At 49.2% G+C, this 26518-nt stretch carries 19 protein-coding genes and 1 riboswitch; of the genes, 7 read left to right on the forward strand and 12 right to left on the reverse strand.

The genetic code is table 11. From position 1 onward, the window contains the following. Positions 1-32 precede the first annotated feature (32 nt). The 4 genes from ACXX53_RS13635 to ACXX53_RS13650 all read right to left on the reverse strand — a co-directional run bounded on the left by ACXX53_RS13635 (position 33) and on the right by ACXX53_RS13650 (position 5384). Positions 33-1187, reverse strand: coding sequence for a mannitol-1-phosphate 5-dehydrogenase (locus ACXX53_RS13635; protein WP_458569195.1), 1155 nt, complete (start codon positions 1185-1187; stop codon positions 33-35). Between the two features lies 1 nt (position 1188). Next, entirely contained in the window at positions 1189-1620 is a 432-nt protein-coding gene (locus ACXX53_RS13640) for a PTS sugar transporter subunit IIA (RefSeq protein WP_458569196.1), read from the reverse strand. A 2-nt stretch (positions 1621-1622) separates the two neighbouring features. After that, positions 1623-3824, reverse strand: coding sequence for a BglG family transcription antiterminator (locus tag ACXX53_RS13645; RefSeq protein ID WP_458569197.1), 2202 nt, complete (start codon positions 3822-3824; stop codon positions 1623-1625). Between the two features lie 117 nt (positions 3825-3941). Beyond that, positions 3942-5384 (reverse strand): PTS mannitol transporter subunit IICB, encoded by a 1443-nt coding sequence (locus ACXX53_RS13650; protein ID WP_458569198.1) that lies wholly within the window; start codon positions 5382-5384, stop codon positions 3942-3944. 541 nt (positions 5385-5925) lie between these two features. Here ACXX53_RS13650 and ACXX53_RS13655 point away from each other — a divergent pair. From ACXX53_RS13655 to ACXX53_RS13670, 4 genes are all read left to right on the forward strand, one after another. Then, a complete protein-coding gene (locus ACXX53_RS13655) occupies positions 5926-6618 on the forward strand; it encodes an NAD-dependent epimerase/dehydratase family protein (protein WP_458569199.1) in 693 nt (230 codons plus the stop codon). A gap of 187 nt (positions 6619-6805) precedes the next feature. After that, a riboswitch (cobalamin riboswitch) is annotated at positions 6806-7032 on the forward strand. A 288-nt stretch (positions 7033-7320) separates the two neighbouring features. Further along, positions 7321-9669, forward strand: coding sequence for a ribonucleoside-diphosphate reductase subunit alpha (locus tag ACXX53_RS13660; RefSeq protein WP_458569200.1), 2349 nt, complete (start codon positions 7321-7323; stop codon positions 9667-9669). Between the two features lie 108 nt (positions 9670-9777). Then, on the forward strand, positions 9778-10809 hold the full coding sequence (locus ACXX53_RS13665; RefSeq protein WP_458569339.1) for a ribonucleotide-diphosphate reductase subunit beta: 1032 nt from the start codon (positions 9778-9780) through the stop codon (positions 10807-10809). Positions 10810-11159: 350 nt separating this feature from the next. Continuing rightward, a complete protein-coding gene (locus tag ACXX53_RS13670) occupies positions 11160-13031 on the forward strand; it encodes a bifunctional metallophosphatase/5'-nucleotidase (RefSeq protein WP_458569201.1) in 1872 nt (623 codons plus the stop codon). A 60-nt stretch (positions 13032-13091) separates the two neighbouring features. On the opposite strand, the gene ACXX53_RS13675 is transcribed toward ACXX53_RS13670, so the two are convergent. The 3 genes from ACXX53_RS13675 to ACXX53_RS13685 all read right to left on the reverse strand — a co-directional run bounded on the left by ACXX53_RS13675 (position 13092) and on the right by ACXX53_RS13685 (position 15981). After that, positions 13092-14117 carry a D-alanyl-D-alanine carboxypeptidase family protein gene (locus ACXX53_RS13675; protein ID WP_458569202.1) on the reverse strand — a complete coding sequence of 342 codons (1026 nt, stop codon included), beginning with the start codon at positions 14115-14117 and terminating at the stop codon, positions 13092-13094. 86 nt (positions 14118-14203) lie between these two features. Continuing rightward, on the reverse strand, positions 14204-15274 hold the full coding sequence (locus ACXX53_RS13680; protein ID WP_458569203.1) for a sensor histidine kinase: 1071 nt from the start codon (positions 15272-15274) through the stop codon (positions 14204-14206). Next, positions 15271-15981: a response regulator transcription factor gene (locus ACXX53_RS13685; protein WP_458569204.1), complete on the reverse strand. Its 711-nt coding sequence runs from the start codon at positions 15979-15981 to the stop codon at positions 15271-15273. Before ACXX53_RS13685 ends, ACXX53_RS13680 begins: the two co-directional genes overlap by 4 nt. A gap of 208 nt (positions 15982-16189) precedes the next feature. Here ACXX53_RS13685 and ACXX53_RS13690 point away from each other — a divergent pair, with 208 nt between their 5' ends. Together ACXX53_RS13690 and ACXX53_RS13695 are read left to right on the forward strand one after the other, a co-directional pair. After that, entirely contained in the window at positions 16190-17251 is a 1062-nt protein-coding gene (locus ACXX53_RS13690; RefSeq protein ID WP_458569205.1) for a LacI family DNA-binding transcriptional regulator, read from the forward strand. A gap of 290 nt (positions 17252-17541) precedes the next feature. Beyond that, positions 17542-18531 (forward strand): glycoside hydrolase family 130 protein, encoded by a 990-nt coding sequence (locus tag ACXX53_RS13695; protein WP_458569206.1) that lies wholly within the window; start codon positions 17542-17544, stop codon positions 18529-18531. A gap of 224 nt (positions 18532-18755) precedes the next feature. Here ACXX53_RS13695 and ACXX53_RS13700 read toward each other — a convergent pair whose 3' ends face one another. Beyond that, positions 18756-19373 (reverse strand): acetate uptake transporter, encoded by a 618-nt coding sequence (locus tag ACXX53_RS13700; RefSeq protein ID WP_458569207.1) that lies wholly within the window; start codon positions 19371-19373, stop codon positions 18756-18758. Positions 19374-19560: 187 nt separating this feature from the next. After that, entirely contained in the window at positions 19561-21210 is a 1650-nt protein-coding gene (locus ACXX53_RS13705; RefSeq protein ID WP_458569208.1) for a formate--tetrahydrofolate ligase, read from the reverse strand. Between the two features lie 381 nt (positions 21211-21591). Here ACXX53_RS13705 and ACXX53_RS13710 point away from each other — a divergent pair, with 381 nt between their 5' ends. Then, positions 21592-23055 (forward strand): catalase, encoded by a 1464-nt coding sequence (locus ACXX53_RS13710; protein WP_458569209.1) that lies wholly within the window; start codon positions 21592-21594, stop codon positions 23053-23055. 75 nt (positions 23056-23130) lie between these two features. Here the strand turns inward: ACXX53_RS13710 and ACXX53_RS13715 are convergent, their stop codons facing one another. From ACXX53_RS13715 to ACXX53_RS13725, 3 genes are all read right to left on the reverse strand, one after another. Continuing rightward, positions 23131-23970: an amidohydrolase family protein gene (locus ACXX53_RS13715; protein ID WP_458569210.1), complete on the reverse strand. Its 840-nt coding sequence runs from the start codon at positions 23968-23970 to the stop codon at positions 23131-23133. A gap of 180 nt (positions 23971-24150) precedes the next feature. Next, entirely contained in the window at positions 24151-25791 is a 1641-nt protein-coding gene (locus tag ACXX53_RS13720; RefSeq protein WP_458569211.1) for an MDR family MFS transporter, read from the reverse strand. A 4-nt stretch (positions 25792-25795) separates the two neighbouring features. Next, on the reverse strand, positions 25796-26236 hold the full coding sequence (locus ACXX53_RS13725) for a MarR family winged helix-turn-helix transcriptional regulator (RefSeq protein ID WP_458569212.1): 441 nt from the start codon (positions 26234-26236) through the stop codon (positions 25796-25798). Positions 26237-26518: the final 282 nt, after the last annotated feature.

Here is a 26518-nt window from a genome sequence, read left to right on the forward strand (position 1 = left end):
CGCAGGATTCTGTATTTGGGTGATTGATTCTATTACTCGCCTTGCATAGCGCGATAACGATCTGCCACATCCGCCACCAGCGGATGGGATGCTTCAAGACCTGTTACTTCCACGATCGTCGCTTCTATGCCTTGCTCTTTCAGCATCGCCTGAATGCGCACTGCATCCTCATCGTCCTTGCAATCGAATGCGAATGCCGCAGCCATGCCTTCGCACAAGTAATCTGTGCTCAAGCCTCGCTCGAAGGCTTGCACTGCAGGACTCACGAAGCGGTCCTGGCGGCCAAGCTTGCGCAGCGGAGAGCGCCCAATGCGCGTCACTTGATCTTCCAAGTATTTGTTCGTGAAGCGAGACAGAATCTTCTCGATATAACGATTGTGCTCCTCTGGATCCAGATCGTACTTCGCAACCAGCAAGGCTCCCGTCTCACCTAAGGCGCGGCGCGCTTTCGTGCGAATATCTTCGTCCTTCACTGCCTGTTCAATCGTAGTGTATCCCGCTTGGTAACCGAGATATGCCGAGATCGCATGCCCTGTATTGACTGTGAACAGCTTGCGCTCGATAAATGGAGTAAGATCTTTCACATAAGTCGCACCTTCTATGCGCGGCAAGTAATCGCCGATCAGCTTCGTCTCATCGATGACCCACTCATAGAACGGCTCGACATCGACGCGCAGCTTATCTTCATGATGCTGGTTCGGGACGATGCGGTCTACCGCTGAATCCGGGAACGATACGCGCTGCTCAGCCCATTGGATCGTCTCTGCATCCAAGTGCTCGCGCACATGTCCTTGCAGAATCGTGCTGCCGCCAACCATGTTCTCGCATGCGATCATATGCAGCGGCGTCTCAACGCCCGCTTCGCGGCGTGCGCGAATGCCGGCCGCAATCGTTGGCGCGATCAGACGCAGCACGTTCGGTCCTACAGCCGTTGTCACGAGATCCGCTGCTGCGATCTCACGAATCATCACCGCTTCGTCTGTGCTGAGAACGCCCCGCACACCGGATACCTGAAGCACCTGCTGCGACTCGTCAGCAATACCAACCGAATATTCACCGCGGCTGTTCAGCTCATCAATGACTTCTTTATTTACGTCCGCGAAGCACACGTCGAATCCCGCGCGGTTCAGCAGCAGACCGATGAAGCCTCGACCAATGTTGCCTGCCCCAAAATGAAGAGCGCGCATCTTACATGCCCCCTTCAAACATCGCGATGATCTCTTCCTTCGTCTTCACTGCCATCAGCTTCTCAACATTTTCTTCTTCACAGATCACAAGCGCGATATTCTGAATGATATCCATATGCTCATCGCCCACAGCCGCGATTCCGATCAGGAATGTAGCTTCATTGCCGTCACCGAAATCTACGCCCTCAGGAAGGCGAACGATGGACAAGCCCGTCGATTTCACATGCTTCTTCCCTTCGTTCGTACCGTGAGGAATCGCAACACCAAAGCCCATGAACGTCGTTTGCATCGCTTCACGGTCTTTCATCGCTTGGATATATGCCTCATCTACATGGCCAGCTTCTACAAGCAGGCGTCCAGTAAGTTCAATAGCCTCATTCATGTTCGATGCCTTCGCATCCAGGATCATCTTATCTGCACTTAAAATACTCATACTTATTCTTTCCCCTTTCGTGTTACCTTTTCATAGCAGAAGGCATACAGCCGTTCTTGCAAATGGCTGCGCATCTGCATCTCATCATGTGTGGCAAAGCATTCTATCGTCTGGCTGTCGATAAAGAACGAGCTGATCTCGCTCAATATTTCCAGCACTTCTGGCGCCGCATGCTGTGGACTTAGCATCAGCAGCACATCTTGTATCTTCATCATGGAGTAATCCATAGCCTCAAGCTGAAGCGGCTTCGCCAGTCGAAACAAACGGAATACCGGCTCTTGAACATACACACTGCGCGTGTGCATCAGGGCTAGCTCCGTAGTTGGAATACCCAGTCCACCAACTCGCTGACGCTCAATCAGCTTCTCCGCGATATTCTCTGCATGACGGACAACGCCTTCCTGCTCCATTTCACGGCAGGCTGCGAGCAGCACCTCTTCAAGCGTATCTGCAGAGGGCAGGTCATGCTGCCGAAACTGCATCGTTATCGCGAGCGACAGATCCACGTAAGTCTTGAGTTTATCTAATGAGGAAGCAGATGCTTCGCGCTCATATGCGAAGTTGTTGTGCTGTTCGACCTCATCGTTCAGCACATCCTGCTCCCCATTCAGCTCTTGAGAGAGGGGCTTGATCGGTCGAACATCCGGCTCATCAGCAGGACGCAGATCCTGCCATGACCGATCTGTCAGCAGCTTGATTCGCTTTCGGATCCGACTTAGCTCCTCTGTTGTTAAGAGCGGGCTGACTAATATATATTTCTCCGGATCGATCGGAAGCATGATGGTCGATATGATGATGTCATACTTGCTCTTATCGAGCTGATGAACTTCAAATACCGATACGTTGCCGACGATCTCGATCTCGGGTATTTCCCGCTGCAAGCGGGAAGCCAGCATCTTCGACGTTCCGATCCCGCTTGAACAGAATACAACGGTGCGGATTCGCCTCCGCAGCCTGTAGGTACGTTCAACTGCGGCAGCAAAGTGCAGGACGAGAAAGCCGATCTCATCATTCGGAATCGTTACGTTCGGCATGATTCGCCGCATCGCTTCTGAGATCACTTCGAACAGCTCGCCGTAATCCTCCATGATGCGCTTAAGATGCTGATTCGTTACAGGATGCCGCTCACGGAGGCGGTGCACAGCGGGTTCCAGATGTGCCATCAGGCCTTCCAACAACACTTTATCCTCGGAAAATGGAATTCCTAGCTTCTGCTCGCATGTGTAGACGAGCTTCAGCATCGTGGCGTGCAGCTCAGCTCGTTCAAGCGCCGCCAGCTCCATCTCCGGCTGCACGCGTCCCGGCTGGGCGCCCCGTACATATAAGGCGATGCCCGCTTTCTCCACTGGCAGCAAAGGCTCGCCGACGATCGACTGCATCGCATTCGCGATCTGCTCTGCCGCTTCATGCTCGAGCGGCGAGATCGCATGCAGCAGTTCCTGCGATGGCAGAACCAATGCTCTGTACTTCGATCTGCGCTTTACCAGTATGGAAAGCCGCAGAATAAGATCAGCATAGGAGATGTCGGCAAGCAGATTCTGCGTGAACACGGGCAGCTGACGGATCAGCGTATCGATGCGCGGCAGCTCTTGAATCGCGATCAGGCTCATCAGCTTCTCCGTCACGATGCCGGGCGTATACCCGCCCTTCAAGTGCTCGCCGCGTATCAAGCCGATCCGCTCCGATTCACTGACGCTTTCCGTGATCAAGCTGATGATCGCGCGCTGTTTAAGGAATTCCGCGCCTACCAGCTCAATGCCATAGCCGCGCCGACGAATAAGCGTCAGCCTGAACGGGTCAACCCACTGTTCGACGCTGTCGAGATCGCTTGCCGCCGTTGCGACCGTAACATGCGCCTCGTCTGCGAGAAGCAGCAGCTTAACCGGCTCTTCTTCCTGCAGCAGTCGGCACAGCAGAATGATCTTACGCTCATTAGGCGTATAATCCAGTGTCTTAGCACCCTGCATCAGCAGCTCTTGCAGTTCGAGCTTCGCTTCTTGCGTCCCTTCCAAGCGGATACCCGCCCCGGTCTTCTTGACCAGCACCAACCCATAAGGAGTAAGCATATCTTCAATCTCTTTGACTTCACGGTGAACCGTGCGAGTGCTTGTATCCAGCTCCAGTGCAAGCTGTTCTGTGGTCACATAAGAATCGCCCTGCAGTAGCATGGATAAGAGCATACGTTGTCGCGAAGATAGGTACATCAGGTCACCTCCTTTAGTCTCGTGTAGGCTTCACTGTCCGTTATTCGTACAACTCGTGAATTGGAAGAAGGATTGCGTTCGTGCGAGTTCACTCACACGAACGCAATCCCAGACCTATTATTGTTGCTTCAATTTATCAATCAGCTCTTGATACTTCGGACTATTCAAGAAGTTCTCAACGGACACATGATAGGCGTTCGGTATGCGCTGCACGGCGCGATCCGTCAGCGTCACTTGCGTCACGACTATATCTGTATCCATCGGAATATCACTAATAGCCGTATTTTTCACTTCAATATCCGTCAATCCAGCATCCTTGAACTTCTTGCGAAGCACGGAAGCCCCCATCGCACTGGAGCCCATGCCAGCGTCGCAAGCAAAGATAACCTTCTTCACATCTCTTGGGAATTCATTAGCTGCAGCATCAACAGTTGCTGTTGCAGCTGTAACCGCACCAACAGCTTGCCCCTTGCTAGTAGCTTTCATATCCTTCATCTTAGCTGTTGCTTCATCCAAGTCCTCGCCTGTCTTCTTCGAGCTCTTCAGCAGCAATGCCGCAACGAAGAAGGATGCTGCAGTCGCAGCCGCCACACCGGCCAACACAGGGAGCATTCCCCCTTTAGGAGCCATAGCTAGCAGCGCGAAGATACTGCCTGGAGACGGAACCGCAACAAGCGCTGCACCTGTGATCGTGAAGACGAATGTACCCGTCACACCACCTGCGATAGCCGCCAGAATCAAGCGTGGGTTCATCAACACGTATGGGAAGTAGATCTCATGAATACCACCGAAGAAGTGGATAATAGCCGCGCCTGGCGCAGAAGATTTAGCCGTGCCTTTACCAAAGAACCAATAAGCCAACAGAATACCGAGACCCGGACCTGGGTTCGATTCGAGCAGGAAGAAGATCGACTGACCCGTATCAGCTGCTTCCTTCAAGCCAAGCGGGCTTAGTACGCCGTGATTAATCGCGTTGTTCAAGAACAAGACCTTCGCAGGCTCTATGAAGACGTTAGCCAATGGAAGCAAGCCTACATTGACAATCGCCTGAACACCGCTCTCCAGCATGTTGGAGAACATCGTAATAACCGGACCGATGACTACACTGCCGAGACAAGCTAAGATTGCACCGAGAATACCTGCAGAGAAGTTGTTGACGAGCATCTCGAAGCCGGACTTAATACGGCCTTCGAACAACTGGTCAACCTTCTTCATCAAGTAACCGCCCAGCGGACCCATGACCATAGCTCCAATGAACATCGGAACGGTGGATCCGACGATTACCCCCATCGTTGCAATGGCGCCAAGTACGCCTCCTCGAACGTCGTGTATCATCTTACCGCCTGTATAACCGATGAGGAGCGGCAATAAGTAAGTAACCATTGGACCTACCAGCTGACCTAGATGTTCATTAGGCAGCCAGCCAGTTGGAATAAATAAAGCTGTGATCAAGCCCCAAGCAATGAATGCGCCGATATTCGGCTGAACCATTCCACTCAAGAAGCGGCCAAACTTCTGTACGCCAACCTGAGCACCGGATTTCTTATCCGTCTTTGCCATGTTTACATTTCCCCCTTATGTCTGTTTGAAAACGTCATCATTCGATGAGGCACAAGATTAGGTGTCGTTTATGCCTCTATCCTACTCAAGCTTTCAGACTCCATCAACAAAAGGAAAATACGCATTCGGCAAAACCGTTCTTGCCAACATTTAATGTTCGTTTATACAGCTTTATACTTCTCAATACAGGTTGTAAACTCCAATAAATTCACTAATATCACGTACATTATGGACGTCTACCACTCATAATGTAGGCTGTAAATAATGGGAAATTACATTGTGAAAACGGTAACAAAGTCGGTTTTTTCGGTAGTCTGACTCTCTCCCTCCCCAAGCAGAACAACGAAAGCAAGGTTTGGCACCGCTATATTTTGCGTTATATTAGTAAGGATTATCCTCCAATAACTTCCTTCTGTTCACTGTCGCAAGATCAAGAAATAAGTTATGCTATTACTAAATTCCTGCGAGAACAACAAAAGCGGCAACAGTCTATATTATCAGTGCTGTCTATTCATATAAGTAAGAAAGGAAGCGAATGATGATGAGCGGTAAGCGTGCATTAGTCCTTGGAGCAAGCGGTCTAGTTGGAAGCGAACTGTTGAAGCGCATTACTAGCAGCTATGCTCAAGTGGAAGTATTGAGCCGTCGATCGACGGGAATCGTCATGCAGCGCGTCACAGAACACGTCGTCGATTACAACAGCTTAGAGAAAGCGGCCAAGCATTTTCAGGTAGATGATGTATATTGCTGCCTCGGAACAACGATAAAGAAGGCCAAGACGAAGGAAGCCTTTCGCAGAGTGGATTACGAATATCCATTAAAGGCTGCTCAACTCGCTCAAGATGCGGGCGCAGACCAATTTCTCGTCATCACAGCTATGGGGGCAGATGCGAAGTCATCCATCTTCTACAGCCGTGTTAAAGGCGAACTTGAGCAATCGCTTGCGGCGCTCTCGCTGCCCGCGCTTCACATATTCCGTCCATCTCTATTAGTAGGCAAACGGCAGGAATTCCGATTCGGAGAACAGGTTGCCATCTGGACTGCTCCGGTTATGCGGCTTCTATTGAGAGGTCCTCTGCGCCGCTATCGTCCGATCGAAGCCTCGCAAGTCGCCTGCGGCATGCTGGCGGCAGCCAATTCAGCTAGTACTTCCGATGCTTCCAAGTCAGGAATTCACATCTACTCCTCACATGAGATCGAACAGTTGGCTGCTATGTATACCCCGATCGTCTAACACAACGGCACCCAAATTACAAGTCTTTATCGATCTTAAAATGTGATATTTATCACCATAAAACTATTTACACACTCAATATGTTGTAGTATATTTACTAGAGCACAACTACATATTGAATTGTAGCAGGTGAAGCAGACCTGAATATTGACAGAATTCGAGCCCGAGGTATTCGTTATCTCTAGCTGCTCGACGTTCAGAAGCAGGCTGCGCTTAATAGGGAAGACGGTGCGAATCCGTCACGGTCCCGCCACTGTATGGAGTGCTGTCAGCCACACTGACAGCTATGCTCGCCAAGCGCGATTTGCAGCATTCGCTGCAAGGAGGCGCCACCCCGCCACTGAGTGATATCGGGAAGGCGTTGGCAGCTGATGGCTCCGAAGTCAGGAGACCTGCCTGCAACACGCAACATATCCTACGCGGAATAGGGAATGTTCAGGAACCAGCTTCTTCATGTAAGACGCACAGTTCGTTGAGAATCATGTTCATGCCGATTCAACGCTTGCTGCTGTCCTTGCGTGCGGTCTCGCTATGTCTTGTTACTGTCTAACAGCCACCAATCAGGTGCTGGTACAGTTCAAGCATGGGCTATTAGCTATGGGCTTAAACCATTGATTATGCCGACCTGAATCCCTATTTATTAGGGGTTGGTCGGCTTTTTAATATGTTGTCGAACGGATAATCCGGAGGAGGAACCACAAGATGATTACGAATTACACGATAAATACCGTATTAAAGCCTAACAACCGCTCGCTCGCCTTTGACGAGGCACGCATCGTTCGCTACGGAGAGCGGATCATGGAAGATTTCCCGCATCTGAATCGCGATCAATGGCATCGCGGTGTCATGACCAAGCTGCGCCACCCTTCCATTCAGGCCAGCGATATTACGCAGTCTGCGATCATGACGGCGCTGGAGCTCGTGACGCGCGAAGAGCCGGATTGGAAGTTTGTTGCGGCACGCGCGCTGCTGACGAAGCTGTATAAGGAAGCGGCTCTGCATCGCAATTATAAGGCTTACCCGGACAAGCCGTACGGAGACTTCTATAAGCTCGTGAAGAAGCTGGTCGAGCTGGGCTTATACCGCGAGGAGATGCTCGAGGCCTACACTGTCGAACAGATCCGTGAGCTTGGCGCCGCGATCGATCCTCGAGGCGATGAATTGTTCGACTACATCGGCTTATTGACCTTGGCGGAGCGCTATCTGACCACCGACTTTGATGGCAGAACGATGGAGCTGCCGCAAGAACGATACATGATCATCGCCATGTACCTGATGCATAAGGAGCCGGCGGAGCGCCGAGTGGAGCTGGCGAAAGAAGCTTACTGGGCGATGAGCAATCTATATATGACAGCAGCGACACCGACAATGGCGAATGCGGGCAAGAAGGTCGCAGGTCAATTGTCCAGCTGCTTTATCGATACGGTCGATGATTCACTCGAAGGAATCTTCGACTCCAATACCGATGTAGCCCGCCTAAGCAAGATGGGCGGCGGCATCGGCGTCTACCTCGGCAAGGTACGAGCACGAGGCTCGGACATCCGCGGACATAAGAATACAAGCTCCGGCGTTATCCCTTGGATTCGCCAGCTGAACAATACAGCGGTCAGCGTTGACCAGTTAGGCACACGCAAAGGCGCAGTCGCCGTTTACTTGGATGTATTCCATAAGGACATCCTCTCCTTCTTGGATCTGAAGCTGAACAACGGGGACGAGCGCATGCGCGCTCACGATATCTTCCATGGAATCAGCATTCCGGATCTGTTTATGGAAGCTGTAGACAGCCGCGACGACTGGCATCTATTCTGTCCGCATGAAGTCAAGAAAGCGATGGGCTGGAAAGATGAGAAAGGCCGCGCACTCGGCTTGGAAGACTTCTATGACGAGTCATTCGGCAACGGCTCATTCCGTGACAAGTACGCGGAAGCAGTCGCTAATCCGAATCTCTCGCGCATCACGCTGCCGGCAATCGATATTATGAAGCGTGTTCTGAAGTCGCAGTTGGAGACGGGCACACCTTACATGTTCTATAAGGATACAGTCAATCGTGCGAATCCGAACAAGGCGCACGGTATGGTCTACTGCTCCAATTTGTGTACGGAAATATTCCAGAATCAATCGCAAACGGTAATTGAGCAGGAAGAGCTTGTGACGAAGGATGGACAGACACGCATCGTGATCAGCAAGATTCCAGGCGACTTCGTCGTCTGCAACTTGAACTCGATCCACCTGGCGCGCGCTGTACGCGCCGACGTGCTGGAACGCCTCATTCCGATTCAAGTGCGCATGCTCGACAACGTTATCGACATTAACAATATTCAAGTGCTGCAAGCCCAATACACGAACAGCCGCTACCGCGCGATCGGTCTAGGCACATTCGGGCTGCATCACCTGCTTGCGTTAGAAGGCATTGCATGGGAGTCTGCGGAAGCCGTAACGTTCAATGACCACTTGTACGAACGTATTAATTACCTTGCGGTTCAAGCTTCTATGAATCTGTCGAAGGAAAAGGGCGCATACCCGCTCTTCCAAGGCTCTGATTGGGAAAATGGCCAGTACTTCACTGACCGCGAGTATACGACAGGCACTCGCCCAGGCGCATATGTAACAACCGAGCAATGGCAGCAGCTTGCAGCGGAAGTGCAAGCGAACGGCATGCGCAACGGCTGGTTGATGGCGGTGGCACCTAACGGTTCTACTTCGATTATCGCCGGCTCGACAGCAAGTATCGATCCTGTATACGATCTACTCAGCTACGAGGAGAAGACAACCTATAAGATCGCCAACCCTGCTCCAGATCTGTCCGAGAAGACGATCTGGTACTATAAGACGGCATTCCGTCTGGATCAGCACGCTTCCATCCGTATGGCAGGAGCGCGTCAGCGCCATATCGATCAAGGCCAAAGCTTCAATCTGTACGTTCGTCCAGACATTCGAGCTGTGGACTTCTTGAATCTTCATCTGGATGCATGGCGCACAGGTATGAAATCGACTTATTACGTACGTTCTCAAGCCTTAACCATTGATGAGTGTGAATCCTGCAGTTCATAACCATTTCCATAGTTCCAAGCAACCGCACCTGTCGAGCTCCGATTCGGCGGGTGCACTCGTTAGCGAAGAGAGAGGAGTTCATTTTACATGACAACCATGACCAACCTGCTGAACCAGCAGATGATCTTCAACACGGAGGCACCTAACCAATCAACGCGCATCATTAACGGCGAATGCTCCGGTATCCTGAATTGGGACGACATTCGCATGCCGCATATGTACAAATTGTACAAAGTACTGCTGCTCAACCACTGGATTCCAGATGAAATCCCGATGGCGAAGGACGCGCAGCAATACCCTCTTCTAGAGAAGGAGGAGCAGGATACGTTCAAGATCAATATTTCCCTGCTTGCTGTTCTGGATTCGATGCAAACGATGTTCGTCGGCGATGTGCGCGATTACTTCACGGATTCCTCCTTAGAGGGGATCGCTGCGATCATAGGTCAACAGGAGGTTGTACACAACCAATCCTACTCGTACGTGCTGTCTTCCCTCGTGTCCGATCAAGAGCAGAAAGAGATATTCGAATATTGGAAGCATGATAAGGTGCTGCTAGAGCGCAATCGATTCATCGCCGATATCTATCAGAACTTCCGCAATGAGCAGACGCCGCAAACCTTCTTCGAAGCGCTCGTTGCCGATCTGATTCTAGAAGGGATCTTCTTCTATAGTACGTTCGCCTTCTTCTACAATCTCGCGCGCGACCAGAAGATGATGGGCACTAGCCAGATGATCTCGTACATTCAGCGTGATGAGAATCAGCACTGCTACTTCTTCGGCGAAGTGTTCAAGCAGCTGCTGGTAGACTACCCAGAACTGAATACGAAGGAAAATATGGACTACGTGTATGCAACAATCGATCGTGCGGTGCAGCTGGAAACCAACTGGGCACATTACACACTGGATAAAGTTCGCGGCATCGATCTTCGCGAGCTGTCCGACTACATCAAGTACATTGCCAATCGCCGTCTGAAAATGATGGGACTGGAGCAAGCGTATCAGAACGTAGATATCAACTGCATGCCATGGATTAAGCCATTCTCTGATGAAGCGCTGAATGCGACTAAGACTGATTTCTTTGAAGCGAAATCCCGCAACTACGGCAAAGTAGGCGACGATAACGGTTTTGATGAGCTGTAAGACGCTGGTTTAGTGTGACCATACAATGTATCCTATCCTTTCCGCTGGAGCTGCTGCTTCAGCGGTTTTTTGTTTGGGACGAAGGATGTTATTGCCATATCCGTTTCAAATTAGGTACAATATCTAATGTAATGCGTATGTCGCACTATTGTTTTGTAAGCACTTACATTTCAATGTGAAATGTAGAAATAAGGGAGGGATCAAGCCGGCCATTAACCAACGTCATTGTCGATCACACGAATTGTTCATGAAATCTTATCATTGGCTTAACACAGCATGTATCGATTCCCACAAATTGTCTATGATACCATCTAGACGAGGCTCTAATCATACCATGGGGGTGTCCATTGATGAATCGTAAGAAGCTTGGACTTGCATTATCGTTAACTGCATTACTTGCATCCGTAATAGCAGGACCTCTGGCAGCCGCTCCGCTGCAGCCTATCGATCACAGCGCATGGATGCAGCAGAAAGCGTACATAAGCGGTGCTGAAGACGGTCTGGAGCTAACTCGTCCAATTACGTTAGTGGAAGCCGTAGTCATGTTGGCGCGTGTACAAGGCGGAGAAGCAAAAGTACAGACGATCGATCCGACTTTAAAAGGAAGCTGGGCTGCTCGCGCACTGACATGGGCGAAGCAAGATGGCATTGTTACACCGGAGCAGTGGAAGCTGCTGCACAAGCCTGCGAGCCCTGAAACACTTCAAGCTGTCGCGAAGCAGGCTGGACTGGAGCTTCAATTGGAAGGCAGCGCAGTGACTCGCCAAGATTTCGTTAACGCGCTTGGTGATGCAATCACGATTCAGCTTACGATTGGACATACGAATGATGTTCACGGTCATGTTCTTGATGATGGCAAGGTGGAAATGGGCTACGCTAAGCTCGTCACATTGATGAAAGAGCTGCGTGCCGAGAATCCGAATACGATGCTGATTGATGCGGGCGATATGATTCAAGGCACGATTTATGCCAACCTGTCGAAAGGTGAATCCATCACGACACTGGTTAACCCTATCGGCTACGACATGATGGTCGCCGGCAACCATGAGTTTGACTTCGGCCACGAGCAATTATCGAAGGTATCGAAGATGTTCAAATTCCCTGTTCTCGGTGCAAACGTATTTGACGCGAATAATAAGCTGCTCTTAGAGCCTTATATGATTAAAGAAATAGAAGGCAAGAAATTTGCATTCCTCGGCCTCATAACGGAGGAAACGCCGATTGTGACTCATCCCGACAACGTCAAGGGCCTAACCTTCAAGGACCCGGTAGATGTAGCGAAGGAATGGGTCCCGATGCTGCGATCTATGGCTGATGAAGTCATCATCGTATCGCATTCCGGACTTGCGGCAGATCGTGAGATCGCGAAGCAAGTGGAAGGCGTAGACTTAATCATCGGCGGACACTCCCACACCAAGCTGACTAAGCCTGAACTCGTGAACGGCGTATACATCGTTCAGGACTGGGAGTACGGCAAATCCCTCGGCCGTGTGGATATGTTCTATCATAACGATGAGCTCGTGCATTTCTCCAGCGGCTTGATCGAGTACAACAAGGATACCGTTGCTGATGCCGAGACAGCGAAGCGCGTGGAAGAGTTGAAGAAGAATACAGACGGCCAGTTAAATGAAAAGATCGGAACGGCTTCCGTTCTACTTGACGGTGAACGCACGAAGATCCGCGCCGAAGAAACGAATCTCGGCAACCTGGTAGCAGATGCTATGCTGGAGCGCACTCGCACGATGCCTGGCTTCGAAGCGGATGTCGCGCTGACAAACGGCGGCGGCATTCGCGCTTCCATCCAAGCGGGCGATATCACGAAGCGCAATCTGTATGATGCGCTGCCATTCCCGAACACACTGGCTGTTGTGGAAGCTACGGGCAAGGAGCTTCGCGCAGCGCTTGAGAACGGCGTCAGCAAGATTGAAGAAAGCGGAGGACGCTTCCCGCATGTGAGCGGCATGTCGTTCACTTTCGACATAAAGCAGCCTGCGGGCAGTCGCGTAACGAATGTGAAGGTGGGCGGTCAACCTATCGATGACGCCAAGACTTACCGTGTCGCGACGAACGACTTCATCATCGCAGGCGGAGACGGCTACGAGATGCTGAAGAAAGACAGTGCCCTTAATACAGGCGTAACGCTCTACGAAGTGGTCGAGCAATACATCATCAATGCGAAGGCGGTATCCGCTAAGCTAGACGGACGTATTACGAAGCTGTAAGACTGACTAACGACAAGAACCTCCAATCCCGCTTCAACGGTGTTGGAGGTCCTTTGTATGTTACAGCAAACATTCAAAGCCATAATCGAGCAGCGCATGCGAGTCGGTCCATACTTCCTCCATCCCAGAATGAAGTACGACTGCAATCACTTCTGTGCCTTCACGGACCGCAGATGAGACCAAACAATATCCGGCTTGATCGGTGAAACCTGTCTTAATGCCGATCGCACCTTCATAATAATAGCTGCTGTCAGGCTGCAGCAGTTGGTTCCGATTCACGACCGTTTGTTCACTATATTGATCCTGATAAGTCACTCCAAGATTATCCTGCTTCTCTTCGACTATCTCACGAAAGAGCTCATTGTTCATCGCTTCGCGAGCAAGCTTAGACAGATCATTCGCTGTTGTGTAATGTCTCTTATCATGCATGCCATGCGGATTCATATAATGCGTATCGTTCATGCCGAGCGATGCGGCGCGTTTGTTCATCAGCTGTACAAACGTTTGGTAGGCCTCTTCTCGCGTTGCCCCGGCAGGCGCATACTTCATGCCGACTTGAACCGCAATCGTTCTCGCGGCATCATTGCCGGAGGGAAGCATCATGGCGGTAATTAGCTCTTGCCACGTCATCAACTGCCCTGGCTTCAAGCCAGCCGTGCTCTCGTCTTCTTCCGTCCAGAGCACCTCGTCTCCAACCATAACGCCTTCGTCAGGATTCGTTGACTCTAGCGCAACCAATGCGGTCATAATCTTAGTCGTACTAGCTGGAGGGAGACGCTTCTTATCATTTTTATAGAACAGAATCTCACCTGTTGCGGCATCTATTACAGTAGCAGCTGTAGCGCTTATTTGTTCCTGCGCCAGCATGCGATTGTTCGTAGACATCATAAACTGATCCCTCATTTGTAATGCTTGGCCATATGCTTTCTTAATGGTTCTATCAGCGATCGGAACATTCATAATCTGCAGCATCCACAACAGTCCTGCTGCAAGAAGCATTACGCCCAACAGCTTACGACCAATTCGTTTCTTCTTGACTCCAGATCTGGATTGCCGCTGCTGAGGCTCACTCATCGTTTGACGCATCGTAAACTCTCCTCGCTCTCGACTAAATCATATGGACTCAGTATAGACAGGAGAGTTTAAAGAACCCTTGCGAAATTATGAAGAAATTATGATGATAGCGGAAGGTCTACGATAAAGCGTGTCGATTGACGATCACTCGTTACCCGAATGCTCCCGCCATGCAGCTCCGTTATCGCCCGTGCAATCGCCAGGCCAAGGCCTGACCCTCGAGTATCATCACCGCGCGACTTATCCGCGCGATAGAAACGGTCGAACACATGTGGGAGATCTACCTCTGGGATTGGCTCCCCATAATTGACAACTTCGATCGTAGCCCCTCGGGAACTCTTCTTGAGCATGATATCTACAGCTCCACCATCGCGGCCATACTTCATCGCATTCGTCAGCAGATTCTCCAGCACCCTCACCAGCTTGAGTGAATCCGCTTGGATCATGATTGGCGTATCCGGAAGCTGCATCCGCAACTCCATCCCGACATCCTCCAATGACTGACGATAATGAACATACAGCTGACTTATTAAACCGTTTAGCTGTACCTGCTGCAGCGATAACGGTGCACCGCCGCTCATACGCGTATACTCAAACAGATCCTCTATCATCAAGTGAAGTCGCTCTGCCTTCTCATACGCAATATGAATATAATGGCGCAGCTCCACTTCGTCACGATAACGATCCTGCTCCACCAAGCCGAGATAGCCAAGTATGGACGTTAGAGGTGTTCGCAGATCATGTGAGACGTTTGTAACAAGCTCTGCCTTCGTCCGTTCAGCCAAGCGCTCTTCTTCCATCGAGCGGGTAAGCTGCTCTACCATGTAGTTGATATTGTACTCCAGCTTGCCGATCTCATCCTTGCCGTCGACCTTAATTCGCTTCGAGAGATTCCCGTTCGCCATCTCCTGCACAGCGGTTGTAATTCTGGATATGCGCCGAATGAACTTCGTCATCATGATCAGATAGGCCACGATAAACCAAAACAGCAGGCTGCATATGACGACAGGTACAGCTCCAATACTGCTTCTTAGAATCTCCGCTACAGCCAAAATTCCGGTGTTTCTCCCGCTGCGATAGAGCGTATCGACAAAAATAAATGAAAAATAAGTAACACTTAAGGAGATGACAAGTGATAATGCGACGTAAAGCAGCATCTTCCACTTCATTGTCCACTATCCTCCACCTTATACCCTACTCCCCATACAGTATGAATATAAGGCTGCCCGTGCTTATGAACCTTGTCTCGCAGCTTGCTGATGTGTGCGGCAATCGTATTATGCGCCCCCTGGAACGGCTCCTTCCACACCAGCTCGTACAGATCCTCTGCACGAAATACTCGACCCGGCTGCTTCACCATCGTATATAGGATCTCAAACTCAATGGAGGTCAGATGTACAGCCTCGCCATCCACCTTCACCGTATGAAGCTCCTTATTTACCTCCAGCTTCCCGAGCTGCAGCACTCCGTCCTGTTGGACCGCTTCCCCCGCCTTCATGCGCGGGTTCAGCTGATAAGTTCTCCGCAGCAGCGACTTGACGCGAGCCATCAGCTCCAGCGGGTTGAACGGCTTCGTCATATAATCATCAGCGCCTGTCATCAGCCCCATGATCTTATCCATATCCTCTGTCTTCGCGCTTATCATCAGAATGGGGATTCCTTGCTGCTTATTTCGAATACGGCGCGTCACTTCAAGCCCGTCCAGCTTAGGCATCATTACATCGAGCACGATTAGATCAATCGGCTCCTGCTCTATGACGTTGAGCGCTTCCGAACCGTCATGTGCCAGCAAGCAATTGTATCCTTCATTGACCGCGTAGATCCGAATCAATTGAGCGATGTCCTTGTCATCATCAACAATCAATAGCGTTGTCATTCTGTTATCCTCCTCTGCACCAAATTATGCCGATAGAAATCACGCCTAGTGTAGCACATTGGACGACAAGATTGAAATAACTGGAGCAAACCGCTTAATGAACACTAACCAACTTTACATTTGTCAAAAATGTAAACCTACTTTATACTTCATATAGATAGTTATCTACATCGTATCGGACCAATTCAACATTCGGAGCGAATATCTAATGACCAAGAAAATTACTCAGCAGCATATCGCCGACGCGCTTCAATTGTCGCGCAACACGATCTCGAAAGCGCTTAATAATGAGCCTGGACTGAAGGAAGACACACGTTCCCGCATTATTCAGCACGCGATAGACATGGGCTATACCAAGTTTCCTCCTGGAATGCTGGAGTCCTACCAAGTACAAGTACAAGCGCAGGAGCAAGAGCTTCAGAAGCCTGCCGTAGACAGAGGCAACCGCCTTATTGCGTTGCTTACGCACTCTGATTATGTGGGGAACCATTACTGGACTTCATTTATAAAAGGCTTAAACACCTCATTGAAGGAACATAGATATACAGTGGCTATGACGATTATAGATGAGGAGGAAGAGGATCATCTGAAGCTTCCGGCGTTATTCGAACAGCAAACGCCTGCCGGGATTGTCACCATAGGCGCCTTCCTGCGTGCCTATTACGAACGAATAGAAAGCACAGGCATCCCTGCTCTATTCGTAGATACTTATGCTGAATTCAATATGAATGATCTGAAGACTGACACACTTCTCGTTAATAACAAAGACAGCGTATATGAGCTGACCAAGCACTTGCTTGCTCAAGGATACCAAGAGCTTGGCTTTGTCGGGGACGTCGGCTCATGCCTCAGCTATCAAGAGCGTTGGTTAGGCTACCAGCAAGCCTTGAATGACAGCGGAATTGCAATGGATCCCGCGTTGAGCATCATCAACCATTTGCCTCGTCACTATTATGACGCGGCTCAATTGCGTAAGGCACTGCAAGAGATGGATCGACTCCCACGCGGCTTCGTCTGTGCGAATGATGAGATCGCGGTCGAATTAATCTATTTGCTGCGTGAAGCTGGGCATCAAATCCCTGAAGATATGATCCTAACGGGCTTCGACAATATCGGGCAGCTGGCCTACTTGCTCCCGAGCCTCCCGACAGTCGATGTGCCTAAGGAAGAGATGGGCATGCGCGCAGGGGAACAACTCGTTTGGCGCATCGATCACTCGGATCGCCCGAAGGAGCTTATTCGCATGGCTGTGCAGATGAATAAACAATAAATTAAATTGATGTAACATTTTCAAAGATTAATTGCACATTTTCTTCACATTAATGCACACTTTTGTCTTGACATAGTGTGCATTTTATTTTACATTTAGAGTGTGAAGAAAACGCTAACATCAAGCTAAAGCAGCTCACAATCTTACAATTGAACATTATTATTGTTGCATATAGCATGCTTTATGTTCATATATTCAACATATGTAAATTTCGTACTATGAATTGTAAACATTGTCGCGCTGCTGCACTCATTTTTTACTCTTACTAATGTAAAGCGAGGGGAATGTTCATGAGCAAACTTAACATTGTCGGCCCTAACGTACCGAATATGCCTTGGGAAGAGCGTCCTGAAGGTCATCGCGACGTCCTGTGGCGTTATAGCCAGAACCCAGTAATTCCACGCGATCTGCTTCCTAACTCCAACAGTATCTTCAACAGCGCTGTTGTGCCTTTTGAAGACGGCTTCGCTGGCGTATTCCGCTGCGACGATCGCAACCGCTACATGCGTTTGCATGTAGGCTTCAGTAAAGACGGCTTGAAATGGGATATTAACGAAGAGCCTCTTAAATTTGAATGCGACGATCCTGAGATCGGCAACTTCATCGAAGGCTACGATCCTCGCGTCGTTTGGATCGAAGATCGTTTCTATGTAACTTGGTGTAACCTTTACCACGGTCCAACGATCGGCGTGGCTTACACATATGACTTCAAGACGTTCCATCAGCTTGAAAATGCATTCTTGCCTTACAACCGTAATGGCGTTATGTTCCCTCGCAAAATCAACGGCAACTATGCAATGGTTAGCCGTCCGTCTGACACAGGACATACACCATTTGGAGATATCTTCTACAGTGAGAGCCCTGACATGGAATTCTGGGGCCGCCACCGTCACGTAATGGGAACATTGGGTGGATGGCAGTCCAAGAAAGTCGGCGCTGGTCCGATTCCGATCGAAACTAGCGAAGGCTGGCTCATGATCTACCACGGCGTGTTGAACTCTTGCAACGGCTTCGTATATGCTTTCGGCGCAGCATTGCTTGATCTTGAACAGCCTTGGAAAGTGCTGTACCGCAGCGAGCCATACTTGCTGCAACCATCAACTATTTACGAGTGTGTTGGCGACGTTCCAAACGTAGCATTCCCTTGTGCATCCCTCGTGGACGCGGAAACTGGCCGCATCGCAATCTACTACGGTGCAGCTGATACCGTAACTGCGCTTGCATTCGGTTACGTGGACGAGATCGTTGAATTCGTTAAGAACAACTCACGCGTAAAATAACTTTCAGCAATAGAAGTAATGAACACTTGTGATTGCATATGGTTCATACTTTCTTTGTAACCCCCTAATCCCTAACCGCGTCGCCCCGTGGTTAGGGATATTTAATTTCTAAGTAGTGCTGCTTCATCCATCAAAAAAAGCGCCCCGAAGCTGCGGTATAAGACCGCAGCGTCAGAAGACGCTCATGTGACAGTGCAAAGTGCACTGGAATTAGATGACTAGAATTATTGCTTCTTAAATATACCGAACGGCTTGCCTACTGGAAGAAAGACTCGACCAAAATGCGGATTTAATACAGACGCTGCAGAGCCGTAGAAGCTGAGCAACGCGACACCGAATTCAGCTATTCCTGCAATAGTATGCATCGTGTGCGCTGCAATTCCGAAAGAATCCATCGTCAAGCCCAGGAACAATACGTCAATGAGTACGAAGATGAAAAATAACACTTTATGTGTCTCCATCGCACCGATTGTCATGAACAAAGTAAAGATCAAGTATCCGGCAAACGCGAGACCTAGCTGCTTCGGATCAGCACTCATGGCCATCGACTCTCCGAATACGCCATGCTGAATCATCCAAGACATACCGACACCCAACCAGAATAAGCCATACCCGCCAAATGCCGTTGTACCAAATGTATTGCCCTTCTTTGCATCGTGAACACACGCAAATAATTGCGCGATTGCACCAAGGAAGATGGCCCATGGCAGCACAAATGACGTTCCATCCGTCCATCCCAGCTTCTGTGAAGATGCGACAAGTGTAACCATAGCGAGACCGAACAATCCTAACGCGCTTGGATCAGCTGTTGCGATGTGAACCTTATGTTGTTCCATTTTCATCTGTCTGTTGCTCCCCTTTGATCTATAAGTTCCATTATCTGACCACAACAGGCATTATTCTATTATACTGGGAGCCACAGCATCAACTGGTATTTTCATACATTCAAATACTGCTATACAGGGACAGAAAAAAGCCCTGACCACTGGCCAGAGCTCGGATATGCAAAATGTTTAATATGTATGTTTATTAGGATAAACCTTTCACAGTACCGTCTTCATCCAATCGAATGTGGAGCGCTGCCGGCAGCTTCGGCAATCCTGGCATCGTCATTACTGCGCCTGTCTCTACAACGACAAAGCCCGCTCCGTTCGACAACCGCACATCGCTCACTTCCATCATAAAGTCCGATGGGGCACCCAGCAATTTAGGCTGATCCGAAAAGGAGTAAGGAGTCTTCGCCATGCAGATCGGCAATGAGCGGCCAGCACCTGCATCAATATTCTTCAATGCACGTTCCGCACGCGGAGAGAAACGCACGCCTGCCCCGCGATAGATCTCGCGGACAATCGTTTCAATCTTCTCCTTAAGCGGCAAGTCATCAGCGTACAACAGCTTGAACTCTTGCTTAGCGTTTGAGCTTTCCGCCATCGAAGCTACAATATTCGCCAGCTCCTCTGTCCCTGCTCCGCCTTTTGCCCATGCTTCGGACATTGCAGCCTCCGCGCCATGTTCACGGCAATAACGAAGCACATCTTCTAGTTCAGCTTCCGTATCCGTTGCAAAGCGGTTCACAGCTACAACAACTGGCACGCCAAATTTACGCACATTCTCAATATGACGCGCTAGGTTAGCGAATCCAGCCTTTAGAGCCTCTCGATTCTCCTCTGTCAGCGCATCCTTCGCAATTCCGCCATTGTACTTCAATGCCTTCACCGTGGCCACAATGACAACGACCGAAGGATAGAGCCCCGTCTGACGGCACTTGATGTTCATGAATTTCTCGGCGCCCAGGTCTGCGCCGAAGCCTGCCTCTGTGACAACATAATCCGCAAGCTTCAAGCCAAAGCGCGTTGCCAGCACACTAGAACAACCGTGAGCAATATTGGCGAAAGGTCCGCCATGTACGAGCACCGGGTTTCCTTCGATCGTTTGAACGAGATTAGGCTTAATCGCGTGGCGAAGCAGGACACACATCGCATCCGTTGCACCCAGATCATCAACCGTTATAGGCTCGCCTTCAATCGAGTATGCTAGATGCATGCGTCCGAGGCGCAAGCGAAGGTCTGTCATATGCTCCGCAAGGCCAAGCACCGCCATGACTTCAGATGCAGTCGTTATCATCGAGCCATCTTCACGAACGGTGCCATTGCCGTCGCCTAAGCCAATAACTGTGCGTCGCAGTGCTCGATCATTCATGTCCACCGCGCGCTTCCATAAGATGCGATTCGGATCAATTCGAAGCGCATTGCCATGAAAGATGTGATTATCCAGCATCGCCGCAACGAGATTATGAGCAGATGTTACTGCATGAATATCACCAGTAAAATGCAGGTTAATATCTTCTGCAGGAACGATCTGCGCCCCTCCGCTGCCTGTTGCTCCACCCTTCATCCCCATACATGGGCCAAGAGACGGCTCACGCAGTGCAGCAACTGTCTTATGCCCAATACGATTCATGCCCTGTGTTAGGCCGATCGTTGTCAGCGTCTTGCCTTCACCTGCTGGCGTGGGGTTCATAGCCGTTACCAGAATAAGCTTCCCGTCCCGCTTCATGCTAATTCGATCCCACAATTCATCGCTAAGCTTAGCGGCATACTTACCGTACTGTTCCAGCTCTTCCGGTACAATGTCCAACTGTTTTGCAATATTAGCTATCGGTTGCATATTCATCTTCACCTGCTGTTCTATGATTTGCTGATATTATACTATGGAAATCGCCTTAACACGCATTCGACAGAATATTGTCAAATATTCCCGCTCCTCGATCGTATTATTCCACTCATCAGCGACCGATCGATACAGCGATTTGGATTCAATCTCGACTATATACGCTAATCAAGGAATATACATAACCTGTGCATCTCATTAGATCGAAATGAAACTACCATCCTCGGTTCGTTTTTATTAGTCAAATTAATATCTTATCCCATTAATATAATTCATAAATTATAGTTTGTATTTATTTATAATCATTATTGATAAGTAATTATTTTTGTGTTAGAGTAATATCACTTAATTGATAAGCATTCTCAATAACGATGTACAGGAGGCTAGTCTATGAATGAACAGCATCACTTAACAACGAATCAAGGTACGCCCGTTTCAGACAACCAAAGCTCCAAAACCGCAGGTCAGCGCGGTCCCGTATTGCTTGAAGACTATCATTTGCTAGAGAAGTTAGCACATTTCGACCGCGAACGTATCCCTGAGCGCGTCGTGCATGCACGCGGTACAGGCGCTTATGGCGTCTTCAAGCCTTATAAGAGCATGGCGGAGTATACCAAGGCAGCATTCTTGCAGGATCCAGAAGTTGAAACGAAAGTGTTCGTCCGCTTCTCAACCGTTATTCATGGCAGCACTTCACCGGAAACATTGCGTGATCCTCGCGGATTCGCAGTTAAGTTCTATACAACGGAAGGCAACTATGATCTCGTCGGAAATAACCTGCCTGTATTCTTTATACGTGATGCCATTAAGTTCCCTGACATGGTTCATTCCTTGAAGCCAGCACCGCACACCAATATCCAAACACCTGATCACTACTGGGATTTCATGTCCTTAACACCTGAATCGACTCACATGATGTCTTGGGTGTTCTCAGACCGAGGCATTCCAGCTAACTATCGTGAAATGGACGGCTTTAGCGTTCATGCCTTCAAATGGGTGAATGCAGAAGGACGTGTGCGCTATATCAAGTACACATGGAAGTCGCAGCAGGGGATTCGCTGCTTGACTGCTGAGCAGGCTGCCGAAGTGGGCGGTCAAGATTTCAATAACGCTACCCGTGATCTGCATGAAGCTATCGACGCGGGAAACTTCCCAGAATGGGAATTGAATGTACAGATCATGGACCCAGACGGTGACGCGTTGTCATTCGATCCGCTTGATGCGACCAAGGTATGGCCGGAAGACCAATTCCCGCTCATGCCGATTGGACGGATGACGTTGAATCAGAACCCGGCGAATTTCTTCGCGGAAGTCGAGCAGGCTGCCTTCTCACCTAGCGTGCTCGTGCCAGGCATTGAGCCTTCCGAAGACAAATTGCTTCAAGGACGACTGTTCTCCTACCCGGATACTCAACGATATCGCTTAGGCGTGAACTATCTGCAGATCCCGGTGAATTGTCCATTCGCAGGCGTTCGCAACCATCAGCGTGACGGTGCGATGCAGGTTAATCAGAATCCATCTCCTGCCAATTATGAGCCTAACAGCCAAGTGACCGGCTTTAAAGAAGCGCCCCAGTATGCAGAGAGCGAAATGCCTCTTCACGGCACAACGATGCGCCGCAAGATCGAGAAGACCGATGATTTCACACAAGCTGGTGAGCGATATCGCAGCTTGCTTCCAGAAGAGCAAGATCGCTTAGTGCTTAATATCGTTAACGATCTGAAGGTATGCCGACCAGAAGTACAGATGCGTGCCATCTGCAACTTCTTCCGTGCTGATGTCACGTTTGGAACTCGTTTAGCTGATGGAGTCGGAGTCGATATTAGCGCTTATAAGCAGCACTCATCTGTATAAATAATACTCCTTGAATAGTGAAAGGCGCAGACCACTGAATGGTGTGCGCCTTTCTATCTTTATGTCCTCGTTAAACTACCTCAAGTCAAGCTTATAGAATCGTAATGCATTTGCTCCGAACAGCTTATCCTCATCCTCACGTGTAAATTCGGCTGGCAGCGCTCGCGTCAGCACGTTCACAACATCTTCGTATCCCGCCGCCAAGAGGCATACGGGCCAATCACTGCCAAACATAATGCGTTCCACACCGAAATAAGTGACGCACAACTCAATATATTCGTCGAAGTCTGCTTGCTTCCAGTGGGTATGATCCGCCTCAGTCACCATTCCTGACAGCTTGCAGAACAGATTTGGATATTGCGCCAACTCCTTCATTTGACTAGCCCACGGCTCTATAATTCCTTCTGCGATACGAGGCTTCGCTATATGATCAATAACTCCGCGCAGATGCGGAACATGCTTCATCAGCTCAGTCAGCACATGCAATTGATCCGACTTCAGCAGAAGATCCACAGGCAGGTCATCCGCTTCAATCTCTTGCAGCGCCTTAATATATGCGGGTTCTAGTACTACGCTTGCGTCCGGCATGTCCTGAATCATGATGCGGAAGCCTACAAACTTCGAATGCTTGCGGAATTGCTCCAGATGCTGACGCCAATTCGTATCTGATAAGTCCACCCATCCTACTACACCTGCTATTGTTTCATTTTGATCAGCCAACGACAGCATATACTCCGTCTCTTCCAACGTCGCTGCCGCTTGTACCACAATCGTCTTATCTATAGATTGCTGCTTTAGGCTTGGAAGCAGATCCTTTGGTTCATAATCACGATACAGCCCCTTTATATCCGGGGTCAGCCAACCATAATCACCACGTTCAAGCTTCCAATAATGCTGATGAGCATCCAACCTCATATTAACTTCCTCCTTGCAAGCGTTATCAGATTATATCTTTATTGTATATAAACCAGATATAAGTTTACAGTGAGAAAACGAATATCCTGAACAATAATATGGAAGCAGTCATAAAAATAGACTGGCGCATCTCACAATGAACTATGACGCCAGCCTATCCAGTCTATTTATTACTAATGATTAAGCTTTATCCAAAACTACAGCACCTGTTGAAGCTTGAGCAGGCTGATCGCCTTGCTTCAGTCCTTCTTTTGGATGCAGGCTGTTGGAGGTTCGCAGCGGAATCTCACGCAAGAAGAAGGTCAGAACGGCTGCAAGCACCAGAAGCGCAGATCCTGACAAGAATACAGTTGTCAGGGAAGAGCTTAATGCGTCACGCAGCATATCTACCATTTGTATGAAGACGGATTGCACTCCATCTGGAAGTGCAGCCTGTATCTCCTCGAGCTTCGGCTGATCCAGCAGCATTTTCAGATCCTGAAGCTCTGCTAGATTCTTCGCTACCGCAGGATCCAGCTTCGTCATATCCACCTTAGGTGCAGATGCCATCGCTTCTTTAATGTTGCCAGCTAATTTGGAGGACATGATCGTACCCATAACCGCAATCCCAATTGTACTGCCCAAGTTGCGGAACAATTGCGATGAAGCTGTTGCTACACCGAGATCCCGAGGACTTACTGCATTTTGTACGGTGATCGAGAATACAGGCATTCCGAATCCCATACCTACTCCAAATACAATCATACTAAGAACAGCTACCCATACGCTGTTCATAAAAGCCATGATGATCATACCACCGATCATAAATGGCATTCCCCATAGCGCGTAACGCTTGTATTTCCCTGTCTTCGTAATCCAACGACCAACTAAGGAACTGATAATCACCATACTGATCGACATCGGCATCGTAACATACCCTGAGTAAGTAGGCGCGATACCTTCAACTCCTTGAACAAAGAACGGCAGGTAGATTAAAGCGCCCATCATTCCCGCATTCATGATGAAACCGATCAGATTCGATAGTGTAACGATATCGTTGCGGAAGAGATACATGGGAAGAATAGGGCTCTTCACTCGCAATTCCACCAGCACAAATATAATCATAAATACGAGCGCAGCCGTGAACATCCAGATAATTTCTGGAGATCCCCAAGCATACGTTGTACCTGCCCATGAGAAACCAAGCAGTAACGGAACAATAGTCAGAGTTAAGAACAACGCCCCCCAGTAGTCAATTGACTCCGATGCGCGTCGTTCGGTCTTCGGAAACATCGTCAAGATCATCACGAATGCTACAATTCCGAGCGGAAGAAAGATCCAGAATACCCACTGCCAAGGCATATTATCAACAATTAAGCCGCCAAGTGCAGGCCCGATCACGCTTGATACACCAAATACAGACATCATAACTCCAGTCCATTTTCCCCGTTCACGAGGTGCGAACAGATCCCCTACAGCCATAAAGGCAGAGGACATAATAATACCGGCACCAACACCTTGGATGCCTCGGTAAGTGATTAATTGAAATATATCCTTCGAGAAGCCCGTCAAGAACGCTCCAATAATAAACAATACGATACCCGTCAATATAAACGGCTTGCGCCCATAAATATCGGACAACTTACCTACCAGAACAGTGGCAATGGTCGACGTCAGCATATAGATCGTGATCACCCATGTATAGTGATCCGTTCCGTTCAGAATTGCACTAATACGCGGTAATGCCGTACTTACGATTGTCTGGTTAATCGCAGAGAAAAACATAGCCGCAATAATCGCCAGCATGATCGATACTTTTCGTTTATGAGATAAATGCTCCAATCAGCTATTCCTCCTTCGTATTTTCAATCTCATCCAACATGCGTGTAAATATCCGTTGCAAATGCGCGCTATCTTCCGGCGGCAAAAAATCAATAAATGCTAACGCAGTCTCCCTTTGCCGCGTTTTTAACGAATCAATTAACTTCTCGCCCTCTGACGTCAGTTGAAGTAGAACTATTCTACGGTCCTCCTCGCTGCGATTCCGCTCAACCCAACCATACTCAACCAACTTATCTGTCATGCCTGTAATAGCCCCCGCAGTGACCGTCAATAATTCCGCCATCTCAGTAGCCTTCATCGGTCCTCGCTGACTAAGCTCATACAGCATTCGATGCTGCGACATAGACAAGTCTTCAGGTATGCGCCTTTTCCATTCCTGTGTCATCTTCTTGATTAGCTTCTTGAACAGGAGGGGAAGTTCAACCATCTGATCATTCTCAGCCACTCAACAATTCTCCCCGCTTCTTTAATTTAATATTTGATATTTTAATTCTAAATAATATGGGTGTAACCAAAAAATAGCAAGTGTTTTTTACGTTTTTTTCTATGCGAGGACCATATGTTCTGTTACCTTTCTCAGTCATCAGGACAACCCTATAATCAATCTTTCATTGGAACAAAATCGTGACTTTTATGCGAGACGGGTGACGAACTGGAGCCCACTAGGCGGTAGAGATCATGAAACCTCAGCTGACCGAGCCTGCATCGACATCCTCGATCCCTTTTA

This window comes from Paenibacillus marinisediminis, from assembly GCF_054343325.1.